The organism is Streptomyces sp. NPDC037013 (assembly GCF_055607265.1).
Map to the genome: position 1 here is coordinate 392,087 of NZ_JBVJRV010000002.1, position 24,171 is coordinate 416,257.

General features: G+C 72.1%; 19 protein-coding genes. 11 read left to right on the forward strand and 8 right to left on the reverse strand.

What is annotated here, in order from left to right; all coding sequences use genetic code 11:
• Positions 1 to 9: 9 nt before the first annotated feature.
• From ACZ7DY_RS06950 to ACZ7DY_RS06975, 6 genes are all read right to left on the reverse strand, one after another.
• A complete protein-coding gene (locus ACZ7DY_RS06950) occupies positions 10 to 4,497 on the reverse strand; it encodes a DUF6531 domain-containing protein (protein WP_471131016.1) in 4,488 nt (1,495 codons plus the stop codon).
• 127 nt (positions 4,498 to 4,624) lie between these two features.
• A complete protein-coding gene (locus tag ACZ7DY_RS06955) occupies positions 4,625 to 5,395 on the reverse strand; it encodes a succinate dehydrogenase iron-sulfur subunit (RefSeq protein ID WP_471131018.1) in 771 nt (256 codons plus the stop codon).
• The gene (gene sdhA / locus ACZ7DY_RS06960; RefSeq protein ID WP_467670229.1) at positions 5,395 to 7,149 is read right to left on the reverse strand and encodes a succinate dehydrogenase flavoprotein subunit; all 1,755 of its coding nucleotides are present in this window, start codon (positions 7,147 to 7,149) and stop codon (positions 5,395 to 5,397) included. Before sdhA ends, ACZ7DY_RS06955 begins: the two co-directional genes overlap by 1 nt.
• Before the next feature lie 16 nt (positions 7,150 to 7,165).
• Positions 7,166 to 7,660, reverse strand: a complete 495-nt coding sequence (locus ACZ7DY_RS06965; RefSeq protein WP_055569746.1) for a succinate dehydrogenase hydrophobic membrane anchor subunit — start codon at positions 7,658 to 7,660, stop codon at positions 7,166 to 7,168.
• A gap of 8 nt (positions 7,661 to 7,668) precedes the next feature.
• Entirely contained in the window at positions 7,669 to 8,049 is a 381-nt protein-coding gene (gene sdhC / locus ACZ7DY_RS06970) for a succinate dehydrogenase, cytochrome b556 subunit (protein WP_150185849.1), read from the reverse strand.
• A gap of 147 nt (positions 8,050 to 8,196) precedes the next feature.
• The gene (locus tag ACZ7DY_RS06975) at positions 8,197 to 8,820 is read right to left on the reverse strand and encodes a 2-oxo-4-hydroxy-4-carboxy-5-ureidoimidazoline decarboxylase (protein ID WP_471131021.1); all 624 of its coding nucleotides are present in this window, start codon (positions 8,818 to 8,820) and stop codon (positions 8,197 to 8,199) included.
• A gap of 229 nt (positions 8,821 to 9,049) precedes the next feature.
• Here ACZ7DY_RS06975 and ACZ7DY_RS06980 point away from each other — a divergent pair, with 229 nt between their 5' ends.
• The 4 genes from ACZ7DY_RS06980 to ACZ7DY_RS06995 all read left to right on the forward strand — a co-directional run bounded on the left by ACZ7DY_RS06980 (position 9,050) and on the right by ACZ7DY_RS06995 (position 12,809).
• Positions 9,050 to 10,618, forward strand: a complete 1,569-nt coding sequence (locus tag ACZ7DY_RS06980; RefSeq protein ID WP_471131023.1) for a beta-N-acetylhexosaminidase — start codon at positions 9,050 to 9,052, stop codon at positions 10,616 to 10,618.
• Between the two features lie 68 nt (positions 10,619 to 10,686).
• Complete coding sequence (locus ACZ7DY_RS06985; protein ID WP_471131025.1) at positions 10,687 to 11,547, forward strand: DUF4328 domain-containing protein; 861 nt, start codon at positions 10,687 to 10,689, stop codon at positions 11,545 to 11,547.
• 117 nt (positions 11,548 to 11,664) lie between these two features.
• On the forward strand, positions 11,665 to 12,171 hold the full coding sequence (locus ACZ7DY_RS06990; RefSeq protein WP_471131028.1) for a hypothetical protein: 507 nt from the start codon (positions 11,665 to 11,667) through the stop codon (positions 12,169 to 12,171).
• A 62-nt stretch (positions 12,172 to 12,233) separates the two neighbouring features.
• A complete protein-coding gene (locus tag ACZ7DY_RS06995; protein ID WP_471131031.1) occupies positions 12,234 to 12,809 on the forward strand; it encodes a hypothetical protein in 576 nt (191 codons plus the stop codon).
• A gap of 17 nt (positions 12,810 to 12,826) precedes the next feature.
• Here the strand turns inward: ACZ7DY_RS06995 and ACZ7DY_RS07000 are convergent, their stop codons facing one another.
• Positions 12,827 to 13,096: a hypothetical protein gene (locus ACZ7DY_RS07000; protein ID WP_471131033.1), complete on the reverse strand. Its 270-nt coding sequence runs from the start codon at positions 13,094 to 13,096 to the stop codon at positions 12,827 to 12,829.
• Between the two features lie 282 nt (positions 13,097 to 13,378).
• Here ACZ7DY_RS07000 and ACZ7DY_RS07005 point away from each other — a divergent pair, with 282 nt between their 5' ends.
• Positions 13,379 to 15,589 (forward strand): hypothetical protein, encoded by a 2,211-nt coding sequence (locus ACZ7DY_RS07005; RefSeq protein WP_471131036.1) that lies wholly within the window; start codon positions 13,379 to 13,381, stop codon positions 15,587 to 15,589.
• A 58-nt stretch (positions 15,590 to 15,647) separates the two neighbouring features.
• On the forward strand, positions 15,648 to 17,234 hold the full coding sequence (locus ACZ7DY_RS07010; protein WP_471131038.1) for a type 1 periplasmic-binding domain-containing protein: 1,587 nt from the start codon (positions 15,648 to 15,650) through the stop codon (positions 17,232 to 17,234).
• Positions 17,235 to 17,301: 67 nt separating this feature from the next.
• Here ACZ7DY_RS07010 and ACZ7DY_RS07015 read toward each other — a convergent pair whose 3' ends face one another.
• Positions 17,302 to 19,971 (reverse strand): FG-GAP-like repeat-containing protein, encoded by a 2,670-nt coding sequence (locus ACZ7DY_RS07015; protein ID WP_471131041.1) that lies wholly within the window; start codon positions 19,969 to 19,971, stop codon positions 17,302 to 17,304.
• Between the two features lie 280 nt (positions 19,972 to 20,251).
• Between ACZ7DY_RS07015 and ACZ7DY_RS07020 the strand changes: the two genes are divergently transcribed.
• From ACZ7DY_RS07020 to ACZ7DY_RS07040, 5 genes are all read left to right on the forward strand, one after another.
• Positions 20,252 to 21,082: a hypothetical protein gene (locus ACZ7DY_RS07020; RefSeq protein ID WP_471131043.1), complete on the forward strand. Its 831-nt coding sequence runs from the start codon at positions 20,252 to 20,254 to the stop codon at positions 21,080 to 21,082.
• Positions 21,083 to 21,168: 86 nt separating this feature from the next.
• Positions 21,169 to 21,795 (forward strand): RNA polymerase sigma factor, encoded by a 627-nt coding sequence (locus tag ACZ7DY_RS07025; RefSeq protein ID WP_471131044.1) that lies wholly within the window; start codon positions 21,169 to 21,171, stop codon positions 21,793 to 21,795.
• On the forward strand, positions 21,792 to 21,998 hold the full coding sequence (locus ACZ7DY_RS07030; protein ID WP_471131047.1) for a hypothetical protein: 207 nt from the start codon (positions 21,792 to 21,794) through the stop codon (positions 21,996 to 21,998). Before ACZ7DY_RS07025 ends, ACZ7DY_RS07030 begins: the two co-directional genes overlap by 4 nt.
• Positions 21,999 to 22,241: 243 nt before the next feature.
• Entirely contained in the window at positions 22,242 to 22,907 is a 666-nt protein-coding gene (locus tag ACZ7DY_RS07035; RefSeq protein ID WP_471131050.1) for an RNA polymerase sigma factor, read from the forward strand.
• On the forward strand, positions 22,907 to 24,049 hold the full coding sequence (locus ACZ7DY_RS07040) for a hypothetical protein (RefSeq protein WP_471131051.1): 1,143 nt from the start codon (positions 22,907 to 22,909) through the stop codon (positions 24,047 to 24,049). Before ACZ7DY_RS07035 ends, ACZ7DY_RS07040 begins: the two co-directional genes overlap by 1 nt.
• The last annotated feature ends 122 nt before the right edge of the window (positions 24,050 to 24,171 follow it).

Here is a 24,171-nt window from a genome sequence, read left to right on the forward strand (position 1 = left end):
GAGAAGGCGTCACTTCTTGATGTAGTTGAGGTCCGCGTCGTAGGTGCCAATCCTCTGCCCCTTCTTGTTGAACACCTTCCAGCCGTCGGCGACGTTGTGGCCGTCGACGTCGGGAGTGATGTAGTTCTTGCCGTTGGAGAACACCTCTTGGCCATGGGAGTGGAAAGGCGCACGCTGCGGAGGAATTCGGGTCTTGTAACCGAGTTCGGCCGCACGGTCCTTCGGCGTCGCGGCGTAGAGCTCCCTGTTCTTCTCGCTCCGCTTTCCGACCATGTCCGGGTGGTAGGGGTCCTTCTCCAGCGCGGGAGATGAGGTGTAACCCTTGGGAAGGATCTCGTCTTCGCAGGGGGTCAGCCCGAGTGGGTCGGACCAGGTGTGCGGGTTGTGTACGTAGGTGGCGTGGTTCGGGTCCGGGGTGAGCCCGAGAGGGTCGGGGGTGAGATACCGGGCCGTCTCCGGGTCGTAGTGCCGGAAGTAGTTGTAGTGGAGGCCGGTCTCGGCGTCGTGGTACTGGCCGGGGAAACGGAGCGGCGTGTAGGCGGTCGCCCCACGGTTCCAGGCGGTCGCGCCCCAGAGGCTGGACCGGGTGCGCCAGGCGACGTGGCCCTGCTCGTCGAGGAGTTCGGTCGGGGCGCCGACGAGGTCGGTGACGATCGCGTAGAAGCGGCGGTCGACCTCGTGCTGCGTCGCGGTGGCGGCGTCGGACGTCCGCTTGCTCTCGGCCTGCGTCAGCGGGTGCAGGCCGTTGTGCTCCCAGGTGAGAGTGACCGTGTCCGCAGTGCCGGGAGCATGGCTCGTCTGCTCGCACAGATTGGTCTCGTCCCAGGTGAAGTCGGTCTGCTCGACGACGCTCTCCCCGTCGCGCGCCAGCCGCTGCTTCGCCGTCCGCCGTCCCAGCGGGTCGTACCGGTAGCGCCAGCGCGTCCCGTCCGGAGTGACCACCGACGTGAGCCGGTCCTGCACGTCCCACGCGTAACGCCAGGTGTCCGGCTTGCGGGACAGACGGGTCTTCTGGCGCATGACGATGCGCCCGGCCGCGTCGTACTCGTAACGGACGCCTCCGGCGCTGCGGATGCGCGTACCCGTGTACGTGCGTGCGCCCACGGCCTCCTGCCCCGGCATGGGGGAGGGCCAGGAGGCGTGGGTCTGGTTGCCGGCCGCGTCGTATGCGTAAGACTCGGACCAACTCGCCGCGTGGACGGCGGTGACCCGTCCTGCCGGGTCGAGGTCGAAGCGGCGCGATCCGTTGAGCGGGTCGTCGATGCCGACGAGGTGACCGTCGACGCGGTAGGTGTAGGCGCGGCGCCGGACGTGGCCCGCAGCTCCGGCGATCTCCTGGCTGGTCAGCCGACCAAGCACGTCGAAGCCCTGCGTGAAGGCGACGTCCTCGCCGATCCTGCGGGACAGCTCCCGGCCCTCCGCGTCGTGGGTGAAGCTCACGCGACGGCCGGAGGTGACGAGCTCCGTGCGGTTGCCCGCCGCGTCGTACGTCCACGTGCTCACCGCGCCGGACGGCGTGGTCCTGCCGGTGCGGCGCCCCAGGGCGTCGTAGGTGTACGTCAACGTGCGCCCGGCGACCGTCTCCGACGTGATGTGCCCCGCCGCGTCGCGCTCCAGGGTGAGGACCACGTCCGGCCCGTGTGCGCCGATCAGGTCGCCCGCGTCGTCGTACGCGTACGTGGTGACGTCCCCCGCCGCGTCCTTCGACACCGTGCGCCCCAGCACGTCCCGCTCGAAGCGGATCGTCTCACCGGACGGCAGGGTGCGCGCCGTCAACCGGTCCGCCGCGTCGTGGACGTAGTGGAAGATCCGGCCGTCGAAGTCGTTCTCCGCCACCAGGCGCCCGGCCGAGTCGTACGTGTAGCTCCAGGTCAGCCCGAGCGGGTTGACGACCTTGCGCAGCTGGAGCTCCGCGTCGTGCTCGAACGTGTACCGGGCCCCGTCGGGGCCGGTGCGGGCCGACAGCAGGTCGAAGTGTGTGTACTCGAAGGTCGACACGCCGCCCATGGGATCGGTGTGGGATGTGCAGTTGCCCTCCCCGTCGTACGTCCACGACTCGGTGCCGCCGTCCGCGGCGACGTGCCGGGCGATGCGGCCCTCGACGGTCCACTCCAGGTGCGTGACGGCGCCGGAGGGTGCGGTCACCGCCGTCGGACGGCCGAAGCCGTCCCGCACGTATCCGGTCGCCCCGCCCAGCGGATCGACGGTCCGCAGGGGAAGTCCCGCCGCGTCGCACTCGATCCGGGCGGTGTGGCCGAGCGGATCGGTCACCGAGGTCAGCCGCCCGCGGTCGTCGTAGGCGAACCGGGTCAGCGCGGCGGCGGGAGAGAGGGTGCTGAGGTGGTTGCCGCGCTCGTCGTAGGTGTAGCGCCAGACCCTGCCGTCGGATTCGAGGACCTCCACGGGCCGGCTGTACCCGTTGTAGGCGATCCTGCTGCTGGTCCCGTCGGGGTGATGGACCGCGACGAGGTTGCCGAGCGCGTCCCATTCGTAGCGGGTGATGCGGCCCAGGCCGTCGGTCCGGGAGACGACCTCGTCACGCTCGTCGAACGCGTGCAGAACGGTGTGGCCCAGGGGGTTCGTCTCGGCGACGATCAGACAGCGGTCGTTGATGACGAAGCGTGAGGTGGCACCCGTGGAGGTGGTGACCTCCGTGATGCGGTGGCCGGGCCGGGCGGGGTCGGGCATGTCGTAGGTGAAGGTGTTGGCGAGGTGACCCGCCTCACCGCCCTGGGTGACACACCGGTCCCGGTCGTCGTACGTGTAGTCGTAACGGCTGCCGTTGGAGTCCGTCCACGAGGTGATGCGCAGCCGGTCGTCATACGTGAACCGCGTCGGCAGGCCCGACGAGTCGGCGACGGCGGTGAGGTTGCCGTCCGTGTAGTCGTACCGCTTGAGCACGACGTCCGCGCCGTCCGGCCCCGCACCCGCAAGCGCGAGGGCCGTGATCCGATCGCCCGTGACGGCGAGGGTAAGGCGGTAGCCGTGGGAGTGCCGGACGGCCAGCGGCCTGCCGTCGCCGTCGTATTCGATGTCGACGGTGTTGCCGTTGCGGTCCGACACCCGGGTGAGCGGCGCCGTGTCGTCGTCCGGTGCGGCGAAGCGCAGAGTGCGTCCCCCGGCCGGGTCGCTGATGAGATAGCCGCCGTTGTCCAGCCGCTCCAGCGGTCTGCGCGGACCGGCGTCGGGCAGGACCGGGGCATGCGGCTCTGTGGGGTGCGGATACGTGAGCAGCAGGCCGTCCTCGGTGACGAAGACGACGCCGTCCTCGTCGAGTTCGAGGCGCTGGTCGATCGTGGAGGTCCAGCTGGGGCCGAACCAGCCGCCGGTGCGGTAGCCGGAGGCCATGCGGCGGGTGAAGGACAGCGGCAGCGTGCCGGGCAGGGTGACGTCCGTGGCCTGGAGGTACATGTGGCCGGTGGCGACGTCGACCGGGTCGCCGCAGCCCTTGATCTTGCTTTTGGCACGGTTGTACGCGCCCTTCGCCCCGTCCTTGAGCGCGGTGCGCGCGGACTTGAACCCCTTGAGCCCGCCCTTGAGCCCCTTGAGGCCCTTTCCGAGTTTGGCGGCGGTGGTGAGGCCCTTCATGCCGGGCACGCAGTCCATCGCCGCGAACGCCACATCCATCAGGCCGGCCTGGCCCTTTGCGTATTTGCTCAAGGTGTCGGCCAACACGATGGCACCCGCGACGATGACGATGGCGGCCAGGATGGGGCCGCCGACGATCATCGCGATGACGCCGACGACGGCGACGACGACCTTGCAGACGGCGACGATGGCATCCCAGTTGTCGGTGACCCAGTCACCGATCTCCTCCCACCAGTGCCGGTTGCGGATACCGGCGTCGGAGGCCTCATCGATCTTCTTCTTCACCGTCCCCGCGGCTTCCGCACGCATCTTGCGCGCGTCCTCGGCCATCTTCTTCGCCGCTTCCAGCGCGCTCTTGGCGGAGTCGACATCGCCCTGGGCGGACTTCTGGGCCTTCTCGGCGGAGTGCGCGTCACGGGTCGCGGCCCGCACCTTCGCCTCATCCGGCTTGGGCACATCCTTGCCGGGTTTGTCCTTGTACTTGTCGGCCTCCTTGCCCGCCCGCTCCACCCACGAATCGGCCGAGGACAACCGGGACTTCGCCGACGACAGATCAGCCTGCGCCTCACGCCCCTTGACCAGCGCCTTGTCCGCCAAAGCCTGGGCACGCTCCAGCTCCGGCCAGTACGCCGAAAGCGCGTCACCGGCCATCTCATAACTCTTCTTGAGCTTCTTCAGCTTGTCCGGCGCGTCCTTGAACTTCTCCGTGAACGCATCCGCCGTCTTGCCCGCCCACCGCAGGATCGCCTCATCACCGGCCATCCCCTTGACGTCCCGCAGCACCCGCCCCACGTCGTCCGCGAAGTCGTGCAGGTTCTTCGCCAGCGACCGCACCCGGTGCGGATCACCCGGCGTCGGATCCTTCTCCAGATCCAGGACATGCCAATCCGACGGGCGGTGGCCCCCCATGCGCTTCCCCCCGGTCGTGTGAACTTCCCCTGTGCGAACTCACGATATCCACGGCGCGCCCGGGAACGCCAAGGGCCCCGCTCCGGTGAGGAGCGGGGCCCACGGGGACGTGCGGTGTCCGGCGAGATCAGTAGCGGCGCGTGATCAGCGCGCGCTTGACCTCCTGGATCGCCTTCGTGACCTCGATGCCGCGCGGGCACGCGTCCGTGCAGTTGAACGTCGTGCGGCAACGCCACACGCCGTCCTTGTCGTTGAGGATCTCCAGGCGCTGCTCGCCCGCCTCGTCACGCGAGTCGAAGATGAAGCGGTGCGCGTTGACGATGGCGGCCGGGCCGAAGTACTGGCCGTCGTTCCAGAAGACCGGGCACGAGGACGTGCAGGCCGCGCAGAGGATGCACTTCGTCGTGTCGTCGAAGCGCTCGCGGTCCTCGGCCGACTGCAGACGCTCGCGCGTCGGCTCGTTGCCCGTGGTGACCAGGAACGGCATGACGTCGCGGTACGCCTGGAAGAACGGGTCCATGTCGACGACCAGGTCCTTCAGGACCGTCAGACCCTTGATCGGCTCGACCGTGATCGGCTTGCCCGGATTGATGTCCTTGATCAGGGTCTTGCAGGCGAGACGGTTCTTGCCGTTGATCCGCATGGCGTCGGAGCCGCAGATGCCGTGCGCGCAGGAGCGACGGAACGTCAGCGTGCCGTCCATGTCCCACTTGACCTTGTGGAGTGCGTCGAGGACACGCTCCTTGGGGTCGATCTCCAGCTGGAAGTCTTCCCAGGTGGCGTCCGCCGAGACCTCGGGGTTGAAGCGGCGCACGCGCAGGGTGATCGTGATGTACGGGGAGTCGGCGAAGCCCGCCTCGGGCTTGGCGTCTTCCTTCTCGAGGGTCGGGGTAGCCATCAGTACTTACGCTCCATCGGCTGGTAGCGGGTCTGGACGACCGGCTTGTAGTCGAGACGGATCGTCTCCGTGCCGTCGTCGCCGACCTCGCGGTACGCCATGGTGTGGCGCATGAAGTTGACGTCGTCGCGGTTCGGGAAGTCCTCGCGGTAGTGACCGCCGCGGGACTCCTTGCGGGCGAGCGCGGACTGCGCCATGACCTCGGCGAGGTCGAGCAGGTTGCCCAGCTCGATGGCCTCCAGGAGGTCGGTGTTGAACCGCTTGCCCTTGTCCTGGATCGAGACGTTGAGGTAGCGCTCGCGGAGCTCCGCGATCTTCTCCACCGCCGTCTTGATCGTCTGTTCGGTGCGGAAGACCATGACGTTGGCGTCCATGGTCTCCTGCAGCTCCTTGCGGAGCTCGGCGACCCGCTCGGTGCCCGTGGCGTCGCGCAGCCGCTCGACCTGGGCGACGACCAGCTCCTCCGGGTTCTCCGGGAGCTCGACGAAGTCGTTCTTCGCCGCGTACTCGGCGGCGGCGATGCCCGCGCGCTTGCCGAAGACGTTGATGTCCAACAGGGAGTTGGTGCCGAGGCGGTTGGCGCCGTGCACCGACACGCAGGCGACCTCGCCGGCCGCGTACAGGCCGGGGACGACGGTGGTGTTGTCCGCGAGGACCTCACCCTCGACGTTGGTCGGGATGCCGCCCATGGCGTAGTGCGCGGTCGGCTGGATCGGGATCGGGTCCGTGTAGGGCTCGATGCCGAGGTAGGTGCGCGCGAACTCCGTGATGTCCGGGAGCTTGGCGTCCAGCTGCTCCGGCGGGAGGTGCGTGAGGTCGAGGTAGACGTGGTCGCCCTCGGGACCGCAGCCGCGGCCCTCACGGATCTCCGTGTAGATGGAGCGCGAGACGACGTCACGGGAGGCGAGGTCCTTCATGACCGGCGCGTACTTCTCCATGAAGCGCTCGCCGTCCTTGTTGCGGAGGATGCCGCCCTCACCGCGGGCGCCCTCCGTGAGAAGGATGCCCATGCGCCAGATGCCGGTCGGGTGGAACTGGAAGAACTCCATGTCCTCCAGCGGCAGCCCGCGCCGGTAGCAGGCCGCCTGGCCGTCACCGGTGAGCGTGTGCGCGTTCGAGGTCACCTTGAAGAACTTGCCGGTGCCGCCGGACGCGTAGATCACGGACTTCGCCTGGAAGACGTGGATCTCGCCGGTCGCCAGCTCGTACGCGACGACGCCCGCGCTCTTCTTGACCCCGTCGACCTCGACGATGAGCTGGTCGAGGACGTAGAACTCGTTGAAGAACTCCACACCCTCCTTGACGCAGTTCTGGTAGAGGGTCTGGAGGATCATGTGGCCGGTGCGGTCCGCGGCGTAGCAGGAGCGGCGCACGGCGGCCTCGCCGTGGTTACGGGTGTGACCGCCGAAGCGGCGCTGGTCGATGGTGCCGTCCGGGGTGCGGTTGAACGGCAGGCCCATCTTCTCCAGGTCGAGGACCGCGTCGATGGCCTCCTTCGCCAGGATCTCGGCGGCGTCCTGGTCGACCAGGTAGTCGCCGCCCTTGATCGTGTCGAAGGTGTGCCACTCCCAGTTGTCCTCCTCCACGTTGGCCAGCGCGGCGGCCATGCCGCCCTGCGCGGCGCCCGTGTGGGAGCGGGTGGGGTACAGCTTCGTGAGCACGGCGGTGCGGCTGCGCTTCGTCGCCTCGATGGCGGCGCGCATGCCGGCGCCGCCCGCGCCGACGATGACGGTGTCGTACTTGTGAATCTTCACGGAAGTCGCCTCGGCTTTAGCGGATGTTCGGGTCGAAGGTGAAGATCACCAGCGTGCCCAGAAGGATGGTGAACACCGTGGCGGTGTACAGCAGGCCCTTGAGCCACAGACGCGTGTTCGGGCGCTCCGCGTAGTCGTTGATGACCGTACGGAGGCCGTTGGCGCCGTGCAGCATCGCGAGCCACAGCATCAGCAGGTCCCAGACCTGCCAGAACGGCGAGGCCCAGCGGCCGGCGACGAACGCGAAGCCGATCTTCGAGACACCGCCGTCGAGCACCAGCTGGATCAGCAGGTGGCCGAGGACGAGGACGACCAGGACGACGCCGGACAGGCGCATGAAGAGCCATGCGGCCATCTCGAAGTTGCCGCGGGTCGAGCGCGGGGTCTTGGAGGTGCGCTTGCGGGGCGCCTCGATGACCGGGGCCGGGTTGTCGGCGTCGTAGAGCGAGGCGCCCTCGACGGGACCGATACCGGACGTGCCGGACTTCTCAAGCGTGGTGTCAGCAGACATGTCTGGCGTCAGCTCCCGAAGACTTCGCGGACGGCGTGGCCGAGGACGGGGTAGAGCGCCCCGACCATCAGGACGACCCAGATGCCGACGACGGTCCAGAGCATCTGCTTCTGGTAGCGGGGGCCCTTCGACCAGAAGTCGACGGCGATGACGCGCAGGCCGTTGAGCGCGTGGAAGAGGATGGCGGCGACCAGGCCGTACTCGAGGAGTGCGACGATCGGGGTCTTGTAGGTGCTGACGACATCGTCGTACGCCTCCGGGGAGACGCGGACGAGAGCGGTGTCGAGCACATGCACGAACAGGAAGAAGAAGATGAGGACGCCGGTGACTCGATGAGCCACCCATGACCACATTCCTTCCCGGCCGCGGTACAGCGTTCCAGCCGGCACGGAAGTTCCTCCGGGAGCGGGGGTTGGGGCCGGCCGGCTTCGGCGTCGGACGAGCCCGGCCGGGTACGGTCCACCGGCCGCCCGTCATCGTATCGACGAGTTGTCGGTAGCCCTGCCCCGGGTCCGCAGGTGTGATCAAACAGGCAATCAAACAGGCACGTACGGGCTATCGGGGCGCGATTGCGGGCGAGTCTCCCGCGCGGCGTGTCCGGGGCCCGATCCGGCGGCCTGGCCCAGGGCGAGCCTGGTCAGACGGCCTCTGGCGAGCCGGCGCAGCTCGTCGGCGGCGATGGCGCGTTCCTCCTCGGGATCGTTGCCGAGGCGTGACCGGAGGCCGGAGAGCAGATGGTCGAGTGCCTCGTCGGGCGCGACGCCGTCGAGACAGATCACGAACGAGTGACCGAAGCGGCTCTCGTACGCGGCGTGGGCGGCGCGCAGCGCGGTGTGCGCGGCCGTGTAACCGGCGTTCCCCGCGCCCTGGTGCGGGACGGTCGGGTCGAGGGGCTCGCAGGACAGGGCCTCGGCGAGGTCGCCGGGCGAGAGGTCGTACGCCGCCTCGTCGCAGGCCGCGAGCAGCGCGTCGAGGTCGGGGTAGGGCCGGTGGGCGGCGACGCGGCGGGCCCAGCGTCGGCTGCCGCAGCAGGTGAGCAGGGCGGCTTCGGCCGCGGCGGGCGTGGCGGCGTTCAGCTGGTGCGGCGCGGGGGTGGCGCGGCCGACGGGACGAGGGGAACGGTGCGGGGGCAGCGTGCGCTCCTGGGCAGGGGGCGGCAAGAGTGGGGCGGTGCGGGTGTGGGGGTGGCGCAACGCTATCGAGACGTGCTCCGAGGTGTCCGATGGATGAGCGAATTTCACTCGAATGGGAGAGTTTCGGCCTCTTCTGTGGACGAGCCGCCCGGAAGAGCCCGTCGTAGCGTGGCGGTATGGCTCTGATATTGGTTCCGATATCGACGTCAGGCGCGACCCCCTCGGCGGCGCGGGGTGACCGGTGAGGCGCGGCCCGGTGGTCGCCGCGAGCGGGATCGCCGTCGCGGGGGCCGCCGTCCTTGCCGTGGGGCTCTGGCCCGGCGACGACGGGGGGCCCGCGCGCGTGTCGCCCCCGGACGGGTCGGCCGCCGCCCCCTCGGCGACCCCCACCAGGAGCTACCCGCTCTCCGAGACCCCGGCCACCGTCCCCGCCGTGCGCGAGCACACCGCCGCCCGCGGCCCCGGCTGGCGCCCCGCCGAGGGGAAGGGGCGCGTGGTCGTCCGCGACGAGGGCCTGGCGGACGAGGGGCGGCTGCTCGCGGACGAGCTGAAGCTCAGGTACGGGGGAGGCGCGAAGCCCGGCAAGGGCGATGTGGAGCTGGCGCTGACGGACGGCAAGAAGAGCGGCGACGAGTCGTACACGCTGACCGTGAAGGGGGAGCGGGTGCGGATCGCCGCACCGGGCGAGGCGGGCGTCTTCTACGGGACCCGCACCCTCAAGCAGGAGGTGCGCGGCGGCAGGACCGCTCCCGAGGGCGAGGTGCGGGACCGCCCCGCGAAACCACAGCGCGGCTTCATGGTCGACATTGCGCGCAAGCACTTCGACGTGAAGTGGCTGGAGGACCGCATACGCGAGCTCGGCGACCTCAAGTACAACCAGCTCGGGTTGCACTTCTCCGACGACCAGGCGTTCCGCATCGCGTCGGACTCGCACCCCGAGATCGTCTCCTCCGACCACCTCACCAAGGACCAGGTCCGCCACCTGGTGAAGATGGCCGAAAGCAGGCACATCACCGTCGTGCCGGAGATCGACTCGCCGGGGCACCTCGGCGCGGTCATCCGCGAGCACCCCTCCCTCCAGCTCCGTGACGCCCGCGGCACCGCGGTGCGCGGCGCCGTCGACATATCCGAGCCGGAGGCTGCGAAGATCGTCGACGATCTGCTCAAGGAGTACACCGAGCTGTTCCCCGGCGGCTCCTGGCACCTCGGCGCCGACGAGTACGGCGCCCTCACCGCCAAGGACCCCGAGTCCTCCTACCCGCAGCTGGCCGCCGCCGCCCGCGAGCGCTACGGCCCCGGCGCCCGCGTCCGGGACCTGGCGACGGGCTGGCTCAACGACCGCGCCGACACCGTGCGCCCGCACAAGAAGAAGCTGAAGGCCTGGAACGACGGGTTCTTCCCGGGCGGCAGGGCCGAGGCCGCCGGTGACCTGGAGGTCGCCTACTGGACGGGCAAGGAGATCGGCGCGCGCGAGCCCGTCGAGTACCTGAAGGCGGGCCGCAGACTCGTCAACTACAACGACGAGTACCTCTACTACGTCCTCGGCCAGCCCAACGACTTCCGCTACCCGACCGGGCAGCGCATCTACGAGAGCTGGACCCCGCGGGTGATCCGCGGCACGACCCCCGTGGACGAGCGCTACGACGACCGGATACTCGGCGGCACCTTCGCCGTCTGGGGCGACCTCGCGGGCGCGCAGAGCCAGGAACAGGTGGCGCGGGGCATCCGGCTGCCGCTGGCCGCCACCGCCCAGAAACTGTGGGACCCGAGGAAGCCCGCGCGCAGCTGGGGTGACTTCGTGAAACTCGCTGATACCGTCCGCTAGGGCAGGCCCTGGCCGCCTTCGGCGCCCTGGGGAGGGGCCGGCCGGGCGGCTTCCGTTCCAGTGAGCCCGTGGGGGGTCGCTCAGCGATGCTGTGCACGAATTGTCAGACGAAGACGGCGACGACGTCCGAGGGGTACTGCGACGTCTGCGTCCAGGCGGCCGCATCCGCCGCCCCGCCGCCCGGACCCGGCAGCCGTGTCACGGCCCGCCCCGCCTGGCTGCGCTCACCGGTCGGCCTGAGCCGCGCGGTGATCGCCCTGCTCGGCGTCGCCGTCGCCGCCGACCTGTACTCGCTGTGGGCCGGCACCGTCGTGCGGGACGTGATGGCCGACCTTCTCGACGGGACCCTGAGGGCGAACGTGGAGCGGGACGCCGAACGCGCCGACTCCCTCTACGCCGCCTCCGGCTACCTGCAGACCGGCGCGCTCATCGCGACCTGCGTCGTCTTCCTCGTCTGGTTCCACCGGGTGCGCGTGAACGCCGAGGTGTTCGACCCCTACATCCACCGCAAGACGCGCGGCTGGGCCGTGTGGGGCTGGTTCGTGCCGATCGCGAACCTCTGGTTCCCGCGCCGGGTCGCCCTCGACATCTGGGACGCGAGCGGCCACCCCAGGCCGGCCGGGGACCCCACGACGACCCCCGGCGCGCCGGCGGGCGGCGCCCCGCACCGGCTCCTCAACGCATGGTGGACGCTGTGGGTGGCGGACCTTCTCGCCGGGCGCTGGTCCACCCAGTCGTACTGGCGGGCCGAGGAGCCCGACGAGATCAAGGCGGCCGTCGGCAACCTCATGTTCTCCGACGCCCTCGACATCGCCGCCGCCGTCCTCGCCATGGTCTTCGTGCACCGTCTGACCCGCATGCAGGACGACAAGGTCAGGTCGGGCCCGCCGCAGGTCCAGCCGCTGCCGGGACCGCCCGCCGCGCCATGATTTCCGCTTTCCGGTGGCGGACCCGCCGACCCCTGTGGTGTATTCGGCCTCGGAGCACCGCCGGGGCACGCGCGGCACGGGCAGCACGGGGTACGAGCACTACGGGGGGGGCGGGACATGGGGTACTGGGGGTACTACGTCGTCGGCAGGAGCGAGCAGCCGCTCGCCGAGCTCACGGCGGTCGCGGGCGTACGGGACGAGCTGAGCCTCCTCGACCGGCGGCCCGACGGGTGGCAGGTGTGGGAGGTGCCCGGCGGCGACGGCACGCGCGACGTCGGGAACATGAACACGCTGGCCCTGGAGACGGGCGCGCCCGCACTCTTCGGCTACGTGATGGACAGCGACTGCGTGGTCGTCGAGGCGGCGGCGCCGGAGAGCGGGGCGTGGACCACCTGCCTGGCGCGCGGCGCCATGGCCGGCTACCTCGGCGACTCCGAACTGACCGTGGAGGACTACTTCCTGGAACCGCGCGACGCGGCGCGCCGGGCGGTGGCCTGGGCGGCCGAGGCGGGCCGGGACGCGACCGAGAGCCTGCTGCTCGACGTCCTGAACGCGGACGCCGAACCCTCCGCGGAAGAGCTCTTCTTCCGCTTCCTCCACCGGCTCGGAGTGGCCCCGCAGTGACGTTCCCCGGCCGGTGCGCGCAGTAAGGGTCAGTGCACGGTCCGGGACGGGAGACGTACAGCATGAGCCTGGTGGAGCTGATCGCGCAGGCCGATGAGAGAGGCCTCGCGGCGAGCGGTCTCGCCTGCCTCGACCGGTGCGTTCCGGTGCTCGGCGGCGACGACGACCTGCTGCGCCCGCTCTGGGCGCGGCTCTCGGAGGGCGGCGACTGGGGCGGCCCGCTGGCCGACGCCCGCTCGGCCCTCGGCGCCGGGCCCGCCCGGCGGACCGCCGGACCGTCCGGTGAGGCGGCCGCCCTCGCCCTGCGCATGCTCGACGCCGTCCCCGCGGCGTACGCGGGCGCCGAGGTGAGGGAGTGGGCGGACGGCTGCTCCGTCGCCGCGCTCCAGGTCCACCGGCTCCTGGAGACCGCGCCGGACCGCGGCGCCCGCTCCGTGGCGTCCCGCCGCGAGGGCCGCACGGACGGCATGACCCCGCTGGTCGCCGCCGAACTCCGCCGCCAGGTGCGGATCCTGGAGCTCCTCTCCGACCGGGGCGCGGGACCGGCGGGCGGTCTGCGGCAGGCGCTGGACGTCTCCATGGAGGGGCGGCGGGTGCTGCGCGCGGTGGTGTCGCGGCGGGCCCGCGGCCGCGTCTGACGGAGTGCCGTCGGGTGTCACTCGTCGAGCCGCTCGGCGGCCGGGCCCGTGCCCGTGACGTGGTGGGTCGCCGAGGTCGTGGGGGCGGGTGACCGCTCCGGCTCATCGCCGCCCAGAAAGGCGTACGCGACGAATGCCGCGCAGAGGGCGGCGAGTACCGCGGCGACGGCGATCACGCGGCGGTCCGAGATCTCACCGACCAGGGTCGGGTCGTCGGGGTCCTCCGGAATGACTAATTCCCCTAAGTCGGCGCTTTCTCCGGCGCCCTGCACGCTTTCTCTCTTCATCTTCCCCACCCCAGGAGCGAACCACGAGCAAATCGCGGGCGAAACAACGTTTCCGGCGAAAATGAGCCGCAAATGCGGCCGGTTATACAGCACTTCGGCCCCCGTTCACCAGGGTGGGAATGAATCGGGCCAGTCGTCCGGCGTCAAGTGGGGAACTAATGCAAGAAGGCTTCGAAAGGAATACCCCTCGGTAAGTCGGATCTCTCGCCAAAGTGCCGACCACCTGGATAACCTGACGAGCCATCAACAGGCGACCCGGCCGTCACGGCCACGGAGAGGCCCGTGCCAGATGAACTCGGATTCGACGAGCTGCTGGACGACGGCGGCCTGATCGCCCGGCTGCTCGGAAAGACCGCGGCCGGCCGCAGAAGGGACCTGCTCTACGGCCCCGACCTGCCCGTGGTGCTGCTCGTCGGCGGCCCCGGCATGGGCAAAGGGCGGCTTCTGCGGTGCATACGGCGGCACTTCGGGCCGCGCGTCCCCGTCGCGTACGTCGACTGCGCCCTGACCGACTGCCGGGAACAGGCCGAGGAACGGCCCGGCAGCCGTTCGGAGGTGACCGAGGTACTGCGCAAGATCGCCCTCCAGTACGGCGACTGGGGCGGCGACGGCGGCGGCATCGCCGTGCCGCGCCTGTACGCCGGACTCGCCGCCGTGGCCGCGAGCGACCCCCTCGCCCGGACCGCGCCCCTGGTCGACGAGGTCGGCCGGCTCGAAGGCATCCTGCCGCCCGGCTCCTTCTGGCGCGGGGTCCTGAAGGGGACGGCGAGGAACTACGTGGGATACCTGACGGGACTCGTCGGCAGCCCCCTGGCCGGCCCCTTCCTCAACGCCCTCCTCGACGGTCTTTTCGCCCGCGTCTCCGCCGAGGGACGCGCCGCCCTCACCGCCTGCTACGGCGAGTACCCCGGCGCCGGCGGCCACCCGCTGGCCGGACTGCGGGCGCTCGGCGAGGACTTCCGGCAGGGCGGCGAGGCGCGGCGGATCGCCGAGGGGTTCCTCTTCCGGGCGCTGCGGCAGGACATCGACGCGGCCTACCACTCCGTACGCGGACGCATGTCACGCGTGGGACGGCCCGCCCTGCTCCTCGACCACGCGGACAACGCCCTGGGCAGACGGCTGGTGAAGCCGGCCCTGGAGGACCGGGAGCGGGGCCACCACGACCGGCTCGTCGTCTTCGCCACGGCCCGGCGCGAGGACGGGGGGCGCTTCCTGCACCGCGCGGGCAGCAGCCACGAGGGCATGGCGAGCTGGCAGCCGTTCACCGGCAGGCTGCCCGAGTGGAGCCGCCCGGCCGGCGGCGTCCCCGACCACGCGCCGCTGTGGCGGGGCGTCCTCCTCGTCCGCATGCCCGTCCTCACCCGTGACCGGCAGAAGGACGAGCTGAGCCGGTTGCGGGGCGGCCACGAACAGCCGGACAACGCCGTCCGGCTCCGCATCCACAGCGGGGTCCACCGGCTGAGCGGCGGCCGCCCGCTCTTCGTGACCCGGCTCGCCAGCGCCACCGCCACCGCGACGTTCCCCACCCCCGAGGAGTGCACCGACTGGGCGATCCTGGACGCCCGGGTGCCGGCGGGCGAGGACGAGCGCGGCCACCCCGTCGCCGACCGGCCGGTCGGCGACGTACTCATCGACGAACTCGTCGTGCGCCAGCGCCCCGAGGAACTCCCGCCGGAACACCGCGGCCACTGGCTCGACCTGCTCACCCACCTCTCCGTCGCCCACGACGCCGAGTGCGCGCAGACCCTCATCCGCGCCGTCCAGGAAGGCCGCACCGAGCAGCTGAACGCCTACCGCATCGCCGAACTCCTGGAGGACACCGGCTGGCCCCGCTGCCCCCGGCACTTCATCGGCGACCTCGGCCTGCGCCGTCTGCTGACCCGCCGCCTCCACCGGCTGCGCGTGGACGGCGCGGCCTGGCACGCCGACCATGCGCTCCTCCAGGGCCACTACCGCGACCTCGGCGACCACCACCCCGACGCGCTGTTCGGCACCGCCGCCGCCCACCGCATGCACCACCTGCTCGCCTCCGACGGCGCCGACCTCGTCACCCGCTACCTGGCCGAGTCGTTCGCCACCCGGCCCACCGCCGCATGGTGCGAGGAACTGCTCGCCATCGCGGACGCCGCGCTGATCGGTGCCCCGGACGACCGCTATGCCCGCGCCCTCGGCGAGCGACAGGTGCGCGGCGACACCCGGCGCCGCCGGATAGACCGCCTGCTGCACGCCGTATGGCTCACCGAGGACCGCACGCAGCCGCTCGAGGAGATCGTGCCCGGGGCGCTGCGCGGGCCCCTGCGGGAGCTCAGCGAGGAGCTGGCGCGCACCGCCGACGAGGCGGTGCGCCGGCAGGGGCCGGAGGGCGCCGACGTGGCGAGGGCCGCGGACGGGGCGGCCCTGCTGATCCGGGTGGCCCGCGACTGGGGCGACCGGGCCGAGGACAAACAGCCGCTGAAGCGGTGCGTGTGCACGGAGCACATCGGTTTCGGCTGAGCACGGCGGGCCCGGCCGCGTGGCCGGGCGCGGGAGACACGGCAGAGGGAGGGCAGCGTTGAGGCAGTTCGGGAACTGGCTGTACAACACGTTCTTGGCCAACTGGATGCGCAGGATTCTCACCTTGCTCGGCCTCGCGGCCGCGGGCATCCTCCTGTACGTCTTCCTGCCTCCGATCGGCGGAGCCGAGAGCTGCGCCACCGGCGTCGAGAAACACGGCGGCGAGTGCATCGGCGTCAACGGCACCGGCTACGCCTTCGGCACCCCGGAGATCGACGCGGTGGCCCGCGCCATCGCCAAGGAGAACGAACAATTCGTCGGCGACAAGCCGCACATCACCGTCGCCCTGATGATGCCGCTCCAGCCCGACCTGGCCGCCGAGCGCAAACAGCTCCGCAGCGAGATCCAGGGCGCCTACCTCGCCCAGTACCGGGCCAACCGCGACGAGAACACCCCGCTGCTGCGGCTCGTCCTCGCCAACCCCGGCGACGCCTACGCCCAGCAGGAGCGCGTCGTCGACCAGCTGGCGGAGCTCGCGGACGACCGGCGCGACAACCTCCGCGCCGTCACCGGCTTCAACCTCAGCCTGGACGCCACCGAGAAGGCCATCGCCCGCCTCACCGGCGAACTGCACATCCCCGTCCTCGCCAGCCGGATCAGCGCCGGCGGGCTCGCCAACCCCGAGAACGGCTCCGGCAAGGACCCCTATCCGGGCCTCGCCCGCATCATCCCCACCAACGGCCAGCAGGCCGACGCGCTGGCCAACTTCCACGGCGCGCTCAAGGACGAGGAGACCGTCCTCGTCAGGGACACGCGACCGCACGACATCTACAACGAATCACTCGCCAAGGCGTTCAGCCGCGACGAGAAGGGCCCGCCGGGACCCAAGGACCAGATATTCGACTCGCCCTCGATCACCGACCCCGGGGACACCGGCAACGACTTCACGATCATCGCCCAGAACATCTGCCAGTCCACCGCGCACTACGTCTACTTCGCGGGCCGCCCCGTCCACCTGCGGCTCTTCGCCCTCAAACTGGCCGACGCACAGTGCCGCGGCAAGAAGTACACGATCATCAGTGGCTCGGGCGCGGCCACCCTCGACCGCTACATGAAACGCGACGACTGGGCGAGGCTCCGCGGCGGCGGGAAGGAACCCCTCGTCACGGTGCAGTACGCGGCCCCCGGGCACCCCGAGGCCTGGAACAAGCAGCTGAAGGGCAAGAGCGGCGGGCCGGCCTACTTCACCGAGCCCAAGGCCGAGCTGGACGTGCTGCGCTCGCTCATCCACAAGGGCAGCGCCGGATACATCGGGCCGACCCGCCTGGACGACTCCCGCACCATGCTCGTCTACGACGGCATCCGCACCATCGCCAAGGCCGTGCTGCTCGCCAACGCCCAGACCGAGGGCACGGTGCCGCCCCTGAAACGGGTCTCCGACATGTGGCGGCGCATCGAGGCCGTCAACCGGGTCCGCGGCACCAGCGGCTGGATCTGCCTCACCAACGCGGGCAATGCCTACGACAAACCGGTCGCCGTCGTCGAACTCGACCCGCGCACCGAGGCGTTGCGTTTCGTCGGCATCGGCTGGCCCGAGGACAGGTCCCAGCCCGCCGACTGCCGGGTGCCCAGCGACACGCGCTGACCGGGCGCACCGGCCGGGAAGGACCGTCGCGCCGCTCCCCGGGCAAGGGGGAGCGGCGCGCGGCGCGTCACGGCGTCAGCGCCTGGCCCAGCCCTGCGCCGGCCGGCGTGCCCAGCACCGTACGCCCGTAGTAGACGCCGCTCGCCCCGGGGACACCCGACGTGGTGCTGTCCAGCTGGAGGACCGTGCCGTCGCCCGCGTCCTCGCCCTCGACCCCGATGGCGAGGTCCGCGCGGCCGGAGCCCGACAGGTCCGCGAGGGTCGCCGAGGAGCCGAGCCGGTCACCGGTCTCGGTGGAGCCGGGGACGTCCGGCTCGTCCTGCGAGAAGGCCTTCGCGCCCGTGCCGGTGAGGCCGGCCGCAGAGCCCCTCAGGAGGAGCGAGGTGCCCGCGTCCTTCCTGGCCGTGCCGGCCCGCGTGATGTCCTCGCCCGGGGCGCCGGTGAGGACGTCCGCGTAGCCGTCGGCGTCGTAGTCGCCCGCCGCGACCGACCAGCCCATGGCGTCACCGGACTCGGCGGCGCCGGGCACGCCGGACGTCGACTGGTGGACCGTCTTCATGCCGGTCGTGGTGAACCCGGTCGACGTGCCGGGGACCACCGTGACCTGGCCGCCCGCGTGGGCGCCCGACTCCGCGGTGTACGGCTGGCCGATGACCAGGTCGTCGTAGCCGTTGCCGTTGACGTCGCCCACGGCGACGGAGCGGCCGCCGGGGACGGAGAGGACGCCGACCCGGCTCAGCCCGGAGCGGCCGCCCCGGAACCAGGCGACCTTGCCCTTGCCCGCCTGGTCGCGGTAGGTGAGCGCCACGTCCGCGTACCCGTCGCGGTTGAAGTCGCCGGAGGCGGCGTCGGCGTACGCGATGGCGGTGTCGCCCGAGGTGAGGCTGCCGCCCGACTCGTGCTCCGGGTCGAGCCGCGCGGCCCACGAGCCGCCCGTGCCCGTCGCCGCGGCGAAGACGTCCGCCTTGCCGTCGGCGTTGAAGTCGCCGGAGGCGACCGCGGCGCCGAACCGGGCGCCCGGGTAGTGGAAGTCGTCCGACAGCTGCATGTCCGTGCCGGAGGTGAACGTCGGGCCGTAGAGCATCGTGACCGCGCCGCGGTCGGCGTGGCCGGACGTGTCGTCCTCGCCGGGGGCTCCGATGACGAGGTCCGCGTAGCCGTCGCCGTTCAGGTCGCCCCACGCCGTGGCGGCGCCCCAGTCGTCGCCCGTCTCCGAGCTGCCCGGGACGCCCTCACTGGCCTGCGTGAGGGAGATGCGGGACGCGCCCACCGGCCCGCCGAGGCCGCCGGGCACCACGGTGACGCTGCCGCGGTGCGACGACGCCTTCGGGGTGGCCGCGACCAGGTCGGTGATGCCGTCGCGGTTGAAGTCGCCGGTCGGGATCGCGGAGTTGCGGCCGGCACCGGACGCGTAGCGGCGGATCTCACCGAGCCGGGAGTACAGGTTCTTGCCGGGGCAGAGCGTCGCGAAGCCGTCGCGGTGGCCGGAAACCGTGTCCAGCGAGGCCTGTTCGCCCTTCTTCCACACGCCGGTGTCGTCGGCCGCGGTCAGCGTGACCTTGCCGGACGGGTCGCCGCCGTACTGGCCGAGCTTCCAGGCCGCCACGCGCGCCACCGACTCCAGGGCGGCGCGGGTCGGCCTGCCCGCGGGCTTGTCCGTCGCCGGGTCGCCCTCGAAGTCGCCGAGGACGGCGATGCCCGCCGAGTCGCCGTTGAAGCCGTAGGTGTGCGCGCCGCGCACGGGCAGGTCGACGCCGCCGCCGCGGCCCTCGAATATCTGGCCGCACTTGTCGACGACGAAGTTGTAGCCGAGGTCGTTCCACCCCTCGGTCCGCACGTGGTACGTCAGGAGGCCGCGGACCAGCGCCGGCGACTCGGCGCAGCTGTAGTCGTTGGCCCCGGCCGTGTGGTGGACGAAGACCGCCTTGACCTTGTCGATGTACTCCGGCGGGTCCTTGACGAGGGACTCGTCGGCACCCCAGGCCGCCCGGCCGATCACCGGTGGCCGGGTCACCGTCGACGGCGGGGGCGTCGGCCTGGTCGGGGTCGGGTCCGGGGCCGGTCCGGTGGAGCCGGAGGGGTCCGGGTCGGTGGGCGGGGGGCTCGTCGGATCCGGCTCGTCCGGCGCAGGCGTCGTCGGTGCCGTCGTCGCGTCGGTCGGTGCGGGGCTCTCCGCGTCGGCGGCGTAGGCGGCGGGGGACAGGGCGGTGCCGCCGTCGAGCGCCGGGTTCCGGGCCTCCTTGGCGGTGACGCCCGGGTCCACGAGGTTGACCTCAAGGCCCTTGGGCAGCCCGGCGGTCGCCGTGCCGTCGGCGGCGACGACGCGGACCTCCACGCCGTCCGAAGGGCCGACCCAGAGCGGATCGGACGCGGCCCGGGGGCCCGCCTCCGCCTTCTCCGCGCGGTGCGGCTCCAGTTCGAGGGAGCGCCAGCCGGACCAGGCGCCGGAACCGATGGCGCGGGTGCGGACCTGCGCCGTGCCCTCCCACTCGGTGGTGGCGCCGCTCCACGAGACACCGAGGAGCGAGAACTGCTCGGTCGAGGTGCGCGGCAGCTCGCGCCGGGCCGCGCCGTCGGCCCGCAGCGTCAGGTCGTGGACGCTCGCCGGCCGCTCGGCCCGCGGATCGGCGGCGGTGCCCTGCCCGTCGCCGGGCTCGGCCATCGCGTACGACACCGCCCCCGCGCCTCCCAGCACGACGGCACCGATCGTCAGCCATGCCCTGCGCTTCAGACTCAACGGTCGGTACGCGTGCGTGCTACGCGGCTTTTCACGCGGATTGCGCGGCCTCAAGAACCCCACCCCTCAGCGAATTACAGGTGAACTCAGCGAGTTCGTACGACTGATCGAGGGGTCAAAGGGTTGTAGGGCGACGGGCGATTTGTCGCGTGATGTATCCCGCACCTGCCGCGCGTGACGGACGGGCGGGCCGGTGCGCTGGGTCATGTGACAGTTGTGGGGTCGTTGCGGCGGCGGGTTACGGGCGGGGTCATCGGTGAGGTCACGGGCGGGGTCGGGGATGGGGACGAACAGAGGCTGGATACGCGCGGCCGCGCTCTGTCTCGCGGTGGGCGCGCTCGCGTCGTGCGCCACGGACCGTCAGGTGACGTATGCGGGCGGCACCTTCGAGGAGGTCGTCCCCGAGGACGAGGAGCGCGGCAAGGAGCTCGCCGTCGAGGGCATGCGGCTCCTAAAGGACGCGGAGTCGGTGCGCGTCGGCGTCGACATGACCACCGCGAAGGGCGTCCGGAAGGGCTCCCTGCACATGGACCGCGACGGCAACTGCAAGGGCACCTTCGACATGGGGCCCGCGCAGCGCGGCGACCTCATCGTCGTCGCGGGGGACGCGGTGTACGCGCGCTACACCGACGCGTCGCTCGACGCGATCGGCGAGCTGGGCGCGCGGCGGGGGCCCGGGGTCGCCGCACGCGTACGGGAGCGGACCGCGCTCGCGCGCGGGAAGTACCTGAAGCTGCCGGCCGCCTCCAGCGCCCCTTCGACCGCCGGGTCACCGGCGAAGGGCTGCGACCTCGACGCGTTCACCGCGTCGATGCCCACCGCCCCGAAGGCCGAGGAGACCTTCAAGGCCCTTGCGGAGACACGCCGTTACGGGCAGGACGTCATCCCGGTCGTCGGGGACCAGAACGGGGAGCGGGTGACGCTGTACGTGGCCGCCGACGGCGAGCCGCACATCGTCGCCGTCCGCCAGGTGAAGGACGGCGAGGCGATGAACATGCGGTTCTCCGCCTACGACGAGCCGGTCGGCGCGGTGGCCCCGCCCGCGGACCGGACGCTCGACCTCGCGCGGTTCGCCCCCGGGGGCGGCGGAGGATCCCTCTTCGAGGTGTGAGCGTGACATTTCCGCCTCCGGCGGCGCTGTCGACCGTGAAGGCACAGCCAGGGTGAACTGTGCCCGAACCGGGGGATGGGAGCGGGTTGGGCCAGGGTGGGGGACCCCGTCGCGCGCAGTCGCACGACGAAGAGCTCGGCAGGGCCGTCGCGGCGGCCCAGGAGGGGGACGAGGCCGCCTTCGCGGTCGCGTACCGCCTGGTCCAGCCGGGACTCGTCGGCTATCTGCGCGGCCTCGTCGGCACGGACGGCGAGACGGCCGAGGACGTGGCCGCCGAGGCGTGGCTGGAGATAGCCAGGGACCTCGGCCGGTTCCGCGGGGACGGGGCGGGCTTCCGCGGCTGGACCGCGACGATCGCCCGGCACCGGGCCTTCGACCACCTGCGCCGCCAGAAGACGCGGCCGCGGCCCGCCGCGCTCGAACAGGACCTGTTCGAACTGCCCGGCCCGCACAGCACATCGGCGTCGGCCATGGAGGCGATCTCGACGGAGCGGGCGCTCGGGCTCATCGCGACCCTGCCGCGCGACCAGGCGGAGGCCGTCCTGCTCCGGGTGGTGGTCGGCCTGGACGGCCCGGCCGCGGCCCGGGTGCTCGGCAAGCGTCCTGGCGCGGTGCGGACGGCCGCGTACCGGGGACTCAAGAAGCTGGGCGAGCGGATGGGCCGCGACGGCGCGGCGGGCGACGGCGGAGGGACGCCGGGGGAACCGGGATGAGCACGCACGACCCGCCGCGCTCCGTGCCGGCCGCGCTCGCGGCGGCACTGCGTCTGCCGGCGGCCGCGGAGGTGGAGGCCCGCGCCCAGCGGGCGGCGATGACGGCGTTCCGCAGGGCCCGCGACGAGGGCGTCCACGGCGCCCCGCCCCGCCCGTGCGACGACTGGCGACCACGTCCCGGCGGCCGAGGGGGACCCCTCTGAGCCGCACACCGGGGAACCGGCCGGGGCCGCCACCCCCCACAGGAGAGGCCCCGGCCGGCACACGGTACGAACCGCGTGCGGTCCGTACTCCCTTCAGCGCCGTGCGTGCGGTTTCTGTCACACCGCGTTCTGTCACCCGCTAGTTGCACGTTGTACAAACATGGACGTAGGCCCGCGCAAGGCCGTACCGTGCTGCTTCGCGCCGGGGCCGGGCGCAGATCTCCGAGTGGCAGGATTGTGAGAGTGCTGGGGGACGACGCGGAGCTGACCGCCGCGGTGCTTGCGGCACAGGACGGGGACGAGACTGCTTTCCGGACTGTGTACCGCGCTGTGCACCCACGGCTTCTGGGATACGTACGCACGCTGGTCGCCGACCCGGACGCGGAGGACGTCGCCTCCGAGGCCTGGCTGCAGATAGCGCGCGACCTCGACCGGTTCAGCGGTGACGCGGACCGGTTCCGGGGCTGGGCGGCGCGCATCGCGCGCAACCGCGCCCTCGACCACATACGCATGCGCGGCCGCCGTCCCGCCGTGGGCGGCGACGAGTCGGAGCTGACCGGCCGGCCCGCGGACGCCGACACCGCCGACGAGGCGATGGAGTCCCTGGCCACCGGCGAGGCCCTCGCCCTGATAGCCCGGCTCCCGCAGGACCAGGCCGAGGCCGTCGTGCTCCGCGTCGTCGTCGGACTGGACGCGAAGAGCGCGGCGCAGACCCTCGGCAAGCGGCCCGGGGCCGTCCGTACGGCGGCGCACCGGGGTCTGAAGCGGCTCGCGGAGCTGCTCGGGTCGCAGGGCGCCGACCCCAAGGACGCGCTCGACGCCGTACCCCCGCAGAGAGAGCCGCGCGGTCGCGCGGTGACGTCCGCCGGTGTGACGCAATCGCGTACGCGGACGCAGAAGGACATGTGATGGCCGACGAGCAGCACAAGTGGCTGGACCGCGACGCGGCGGAGCGTTTGCTGCGCGGCGAGCCCCTCGAAGGCATCGACCCCGACGCACGTGAACAGGCCGACCGGCTCGCCCGGACCCTGGCCGCACTGGCCGGCCCGCACCCCCTCGTCGACCGCGGGCACGCGACGGATGCGGCTCCCGCGGAAGCCGCCCGCCCCGACATCGTTGCCGACGGCCCCCTCGGCGCGCCCTCCGGTGAACTCCCGGGCGAGGCCGCCGCGTTGGCAGCCTTCCGGGCCGCCCGCGAGGAGTCGCCGCGGCCCTCCGGCGCCAGGACCGCGCCGTACGCGACGGCCGCCCACCGGGCCGCCGCCGGCGAGACCGTACGGCAGGGTCTCGCCGGGAACCGGCCGGGCCCCAGCCGCTGGGGCCGCCCGGTGCGCCTCGGACTCGCCGCCGCCCTCACCGGATGCATGATCGGCGGCGTCGCCGTGGCCGCGGGCACGGGCGTACTGCCGTCACCGTTCAGCACCCACGACCCGGGCCCCGCCGCGTCCGTGTCGTCCTCCGCCACCCCGGAGGAGCCGCAGGCCTCTCCGTCGGCCGGCACGAGCGAGCCGACCGAGGAGCTGGACCCGGACGAGAGCACGGCACCCGGCGGCGAGGCGACCGGCGCCCCCGGGGAGAGCTCGCCGCCCCAGGCCGAGGCGGACGACGACCCCACCGCCACCCCGGGGCAGCGCGACGGCGCGGAGCCGCCCCGCAGGGACGAGGCCGGGGCCTGGTACCGCAAGGCGGTGACCGCCTGCCGCGCCTACCGCAGCGGCGAGCTCCAGGGCGACAAGCGCCGCCGCCTGGAGGAGACCGCCAAGGGGCCGGCCCGCGTCGAGGAGTTCTGCGGCCGGATCCTGGGCCCCGCGGGCGGCGGCGGCCACCAGGGCGGGGGCGGAAAAGGCGAGGGCGGTGGCCACGGCGGCGGTCACGGCGGTGGTCACGGTGGCGGCGAGGGCGAAGGCGGCGGGAACGGTTCGGGCGGTGAGGAGGACGGCGGCTCCGGCGACGGTGACACCGGCGGCGCTCCCGTGCCTCCCATGGCGTCCCCCTCCGTCCCGCGCACGACGCCGACCGGTTCCTACAGCGCGCTGCCGAGGCTTCCGTAAAGCCGTTCCGGCCGGGGTGTGACGTTTTTCGGGGCCGTGACGCAGTAAGAAGTGAGCCGACTGGTCATCGGCCCGCGCACGAGCCGGGGGTTCCCCCCGTACCTTCTGGCTCCGTGCCATCG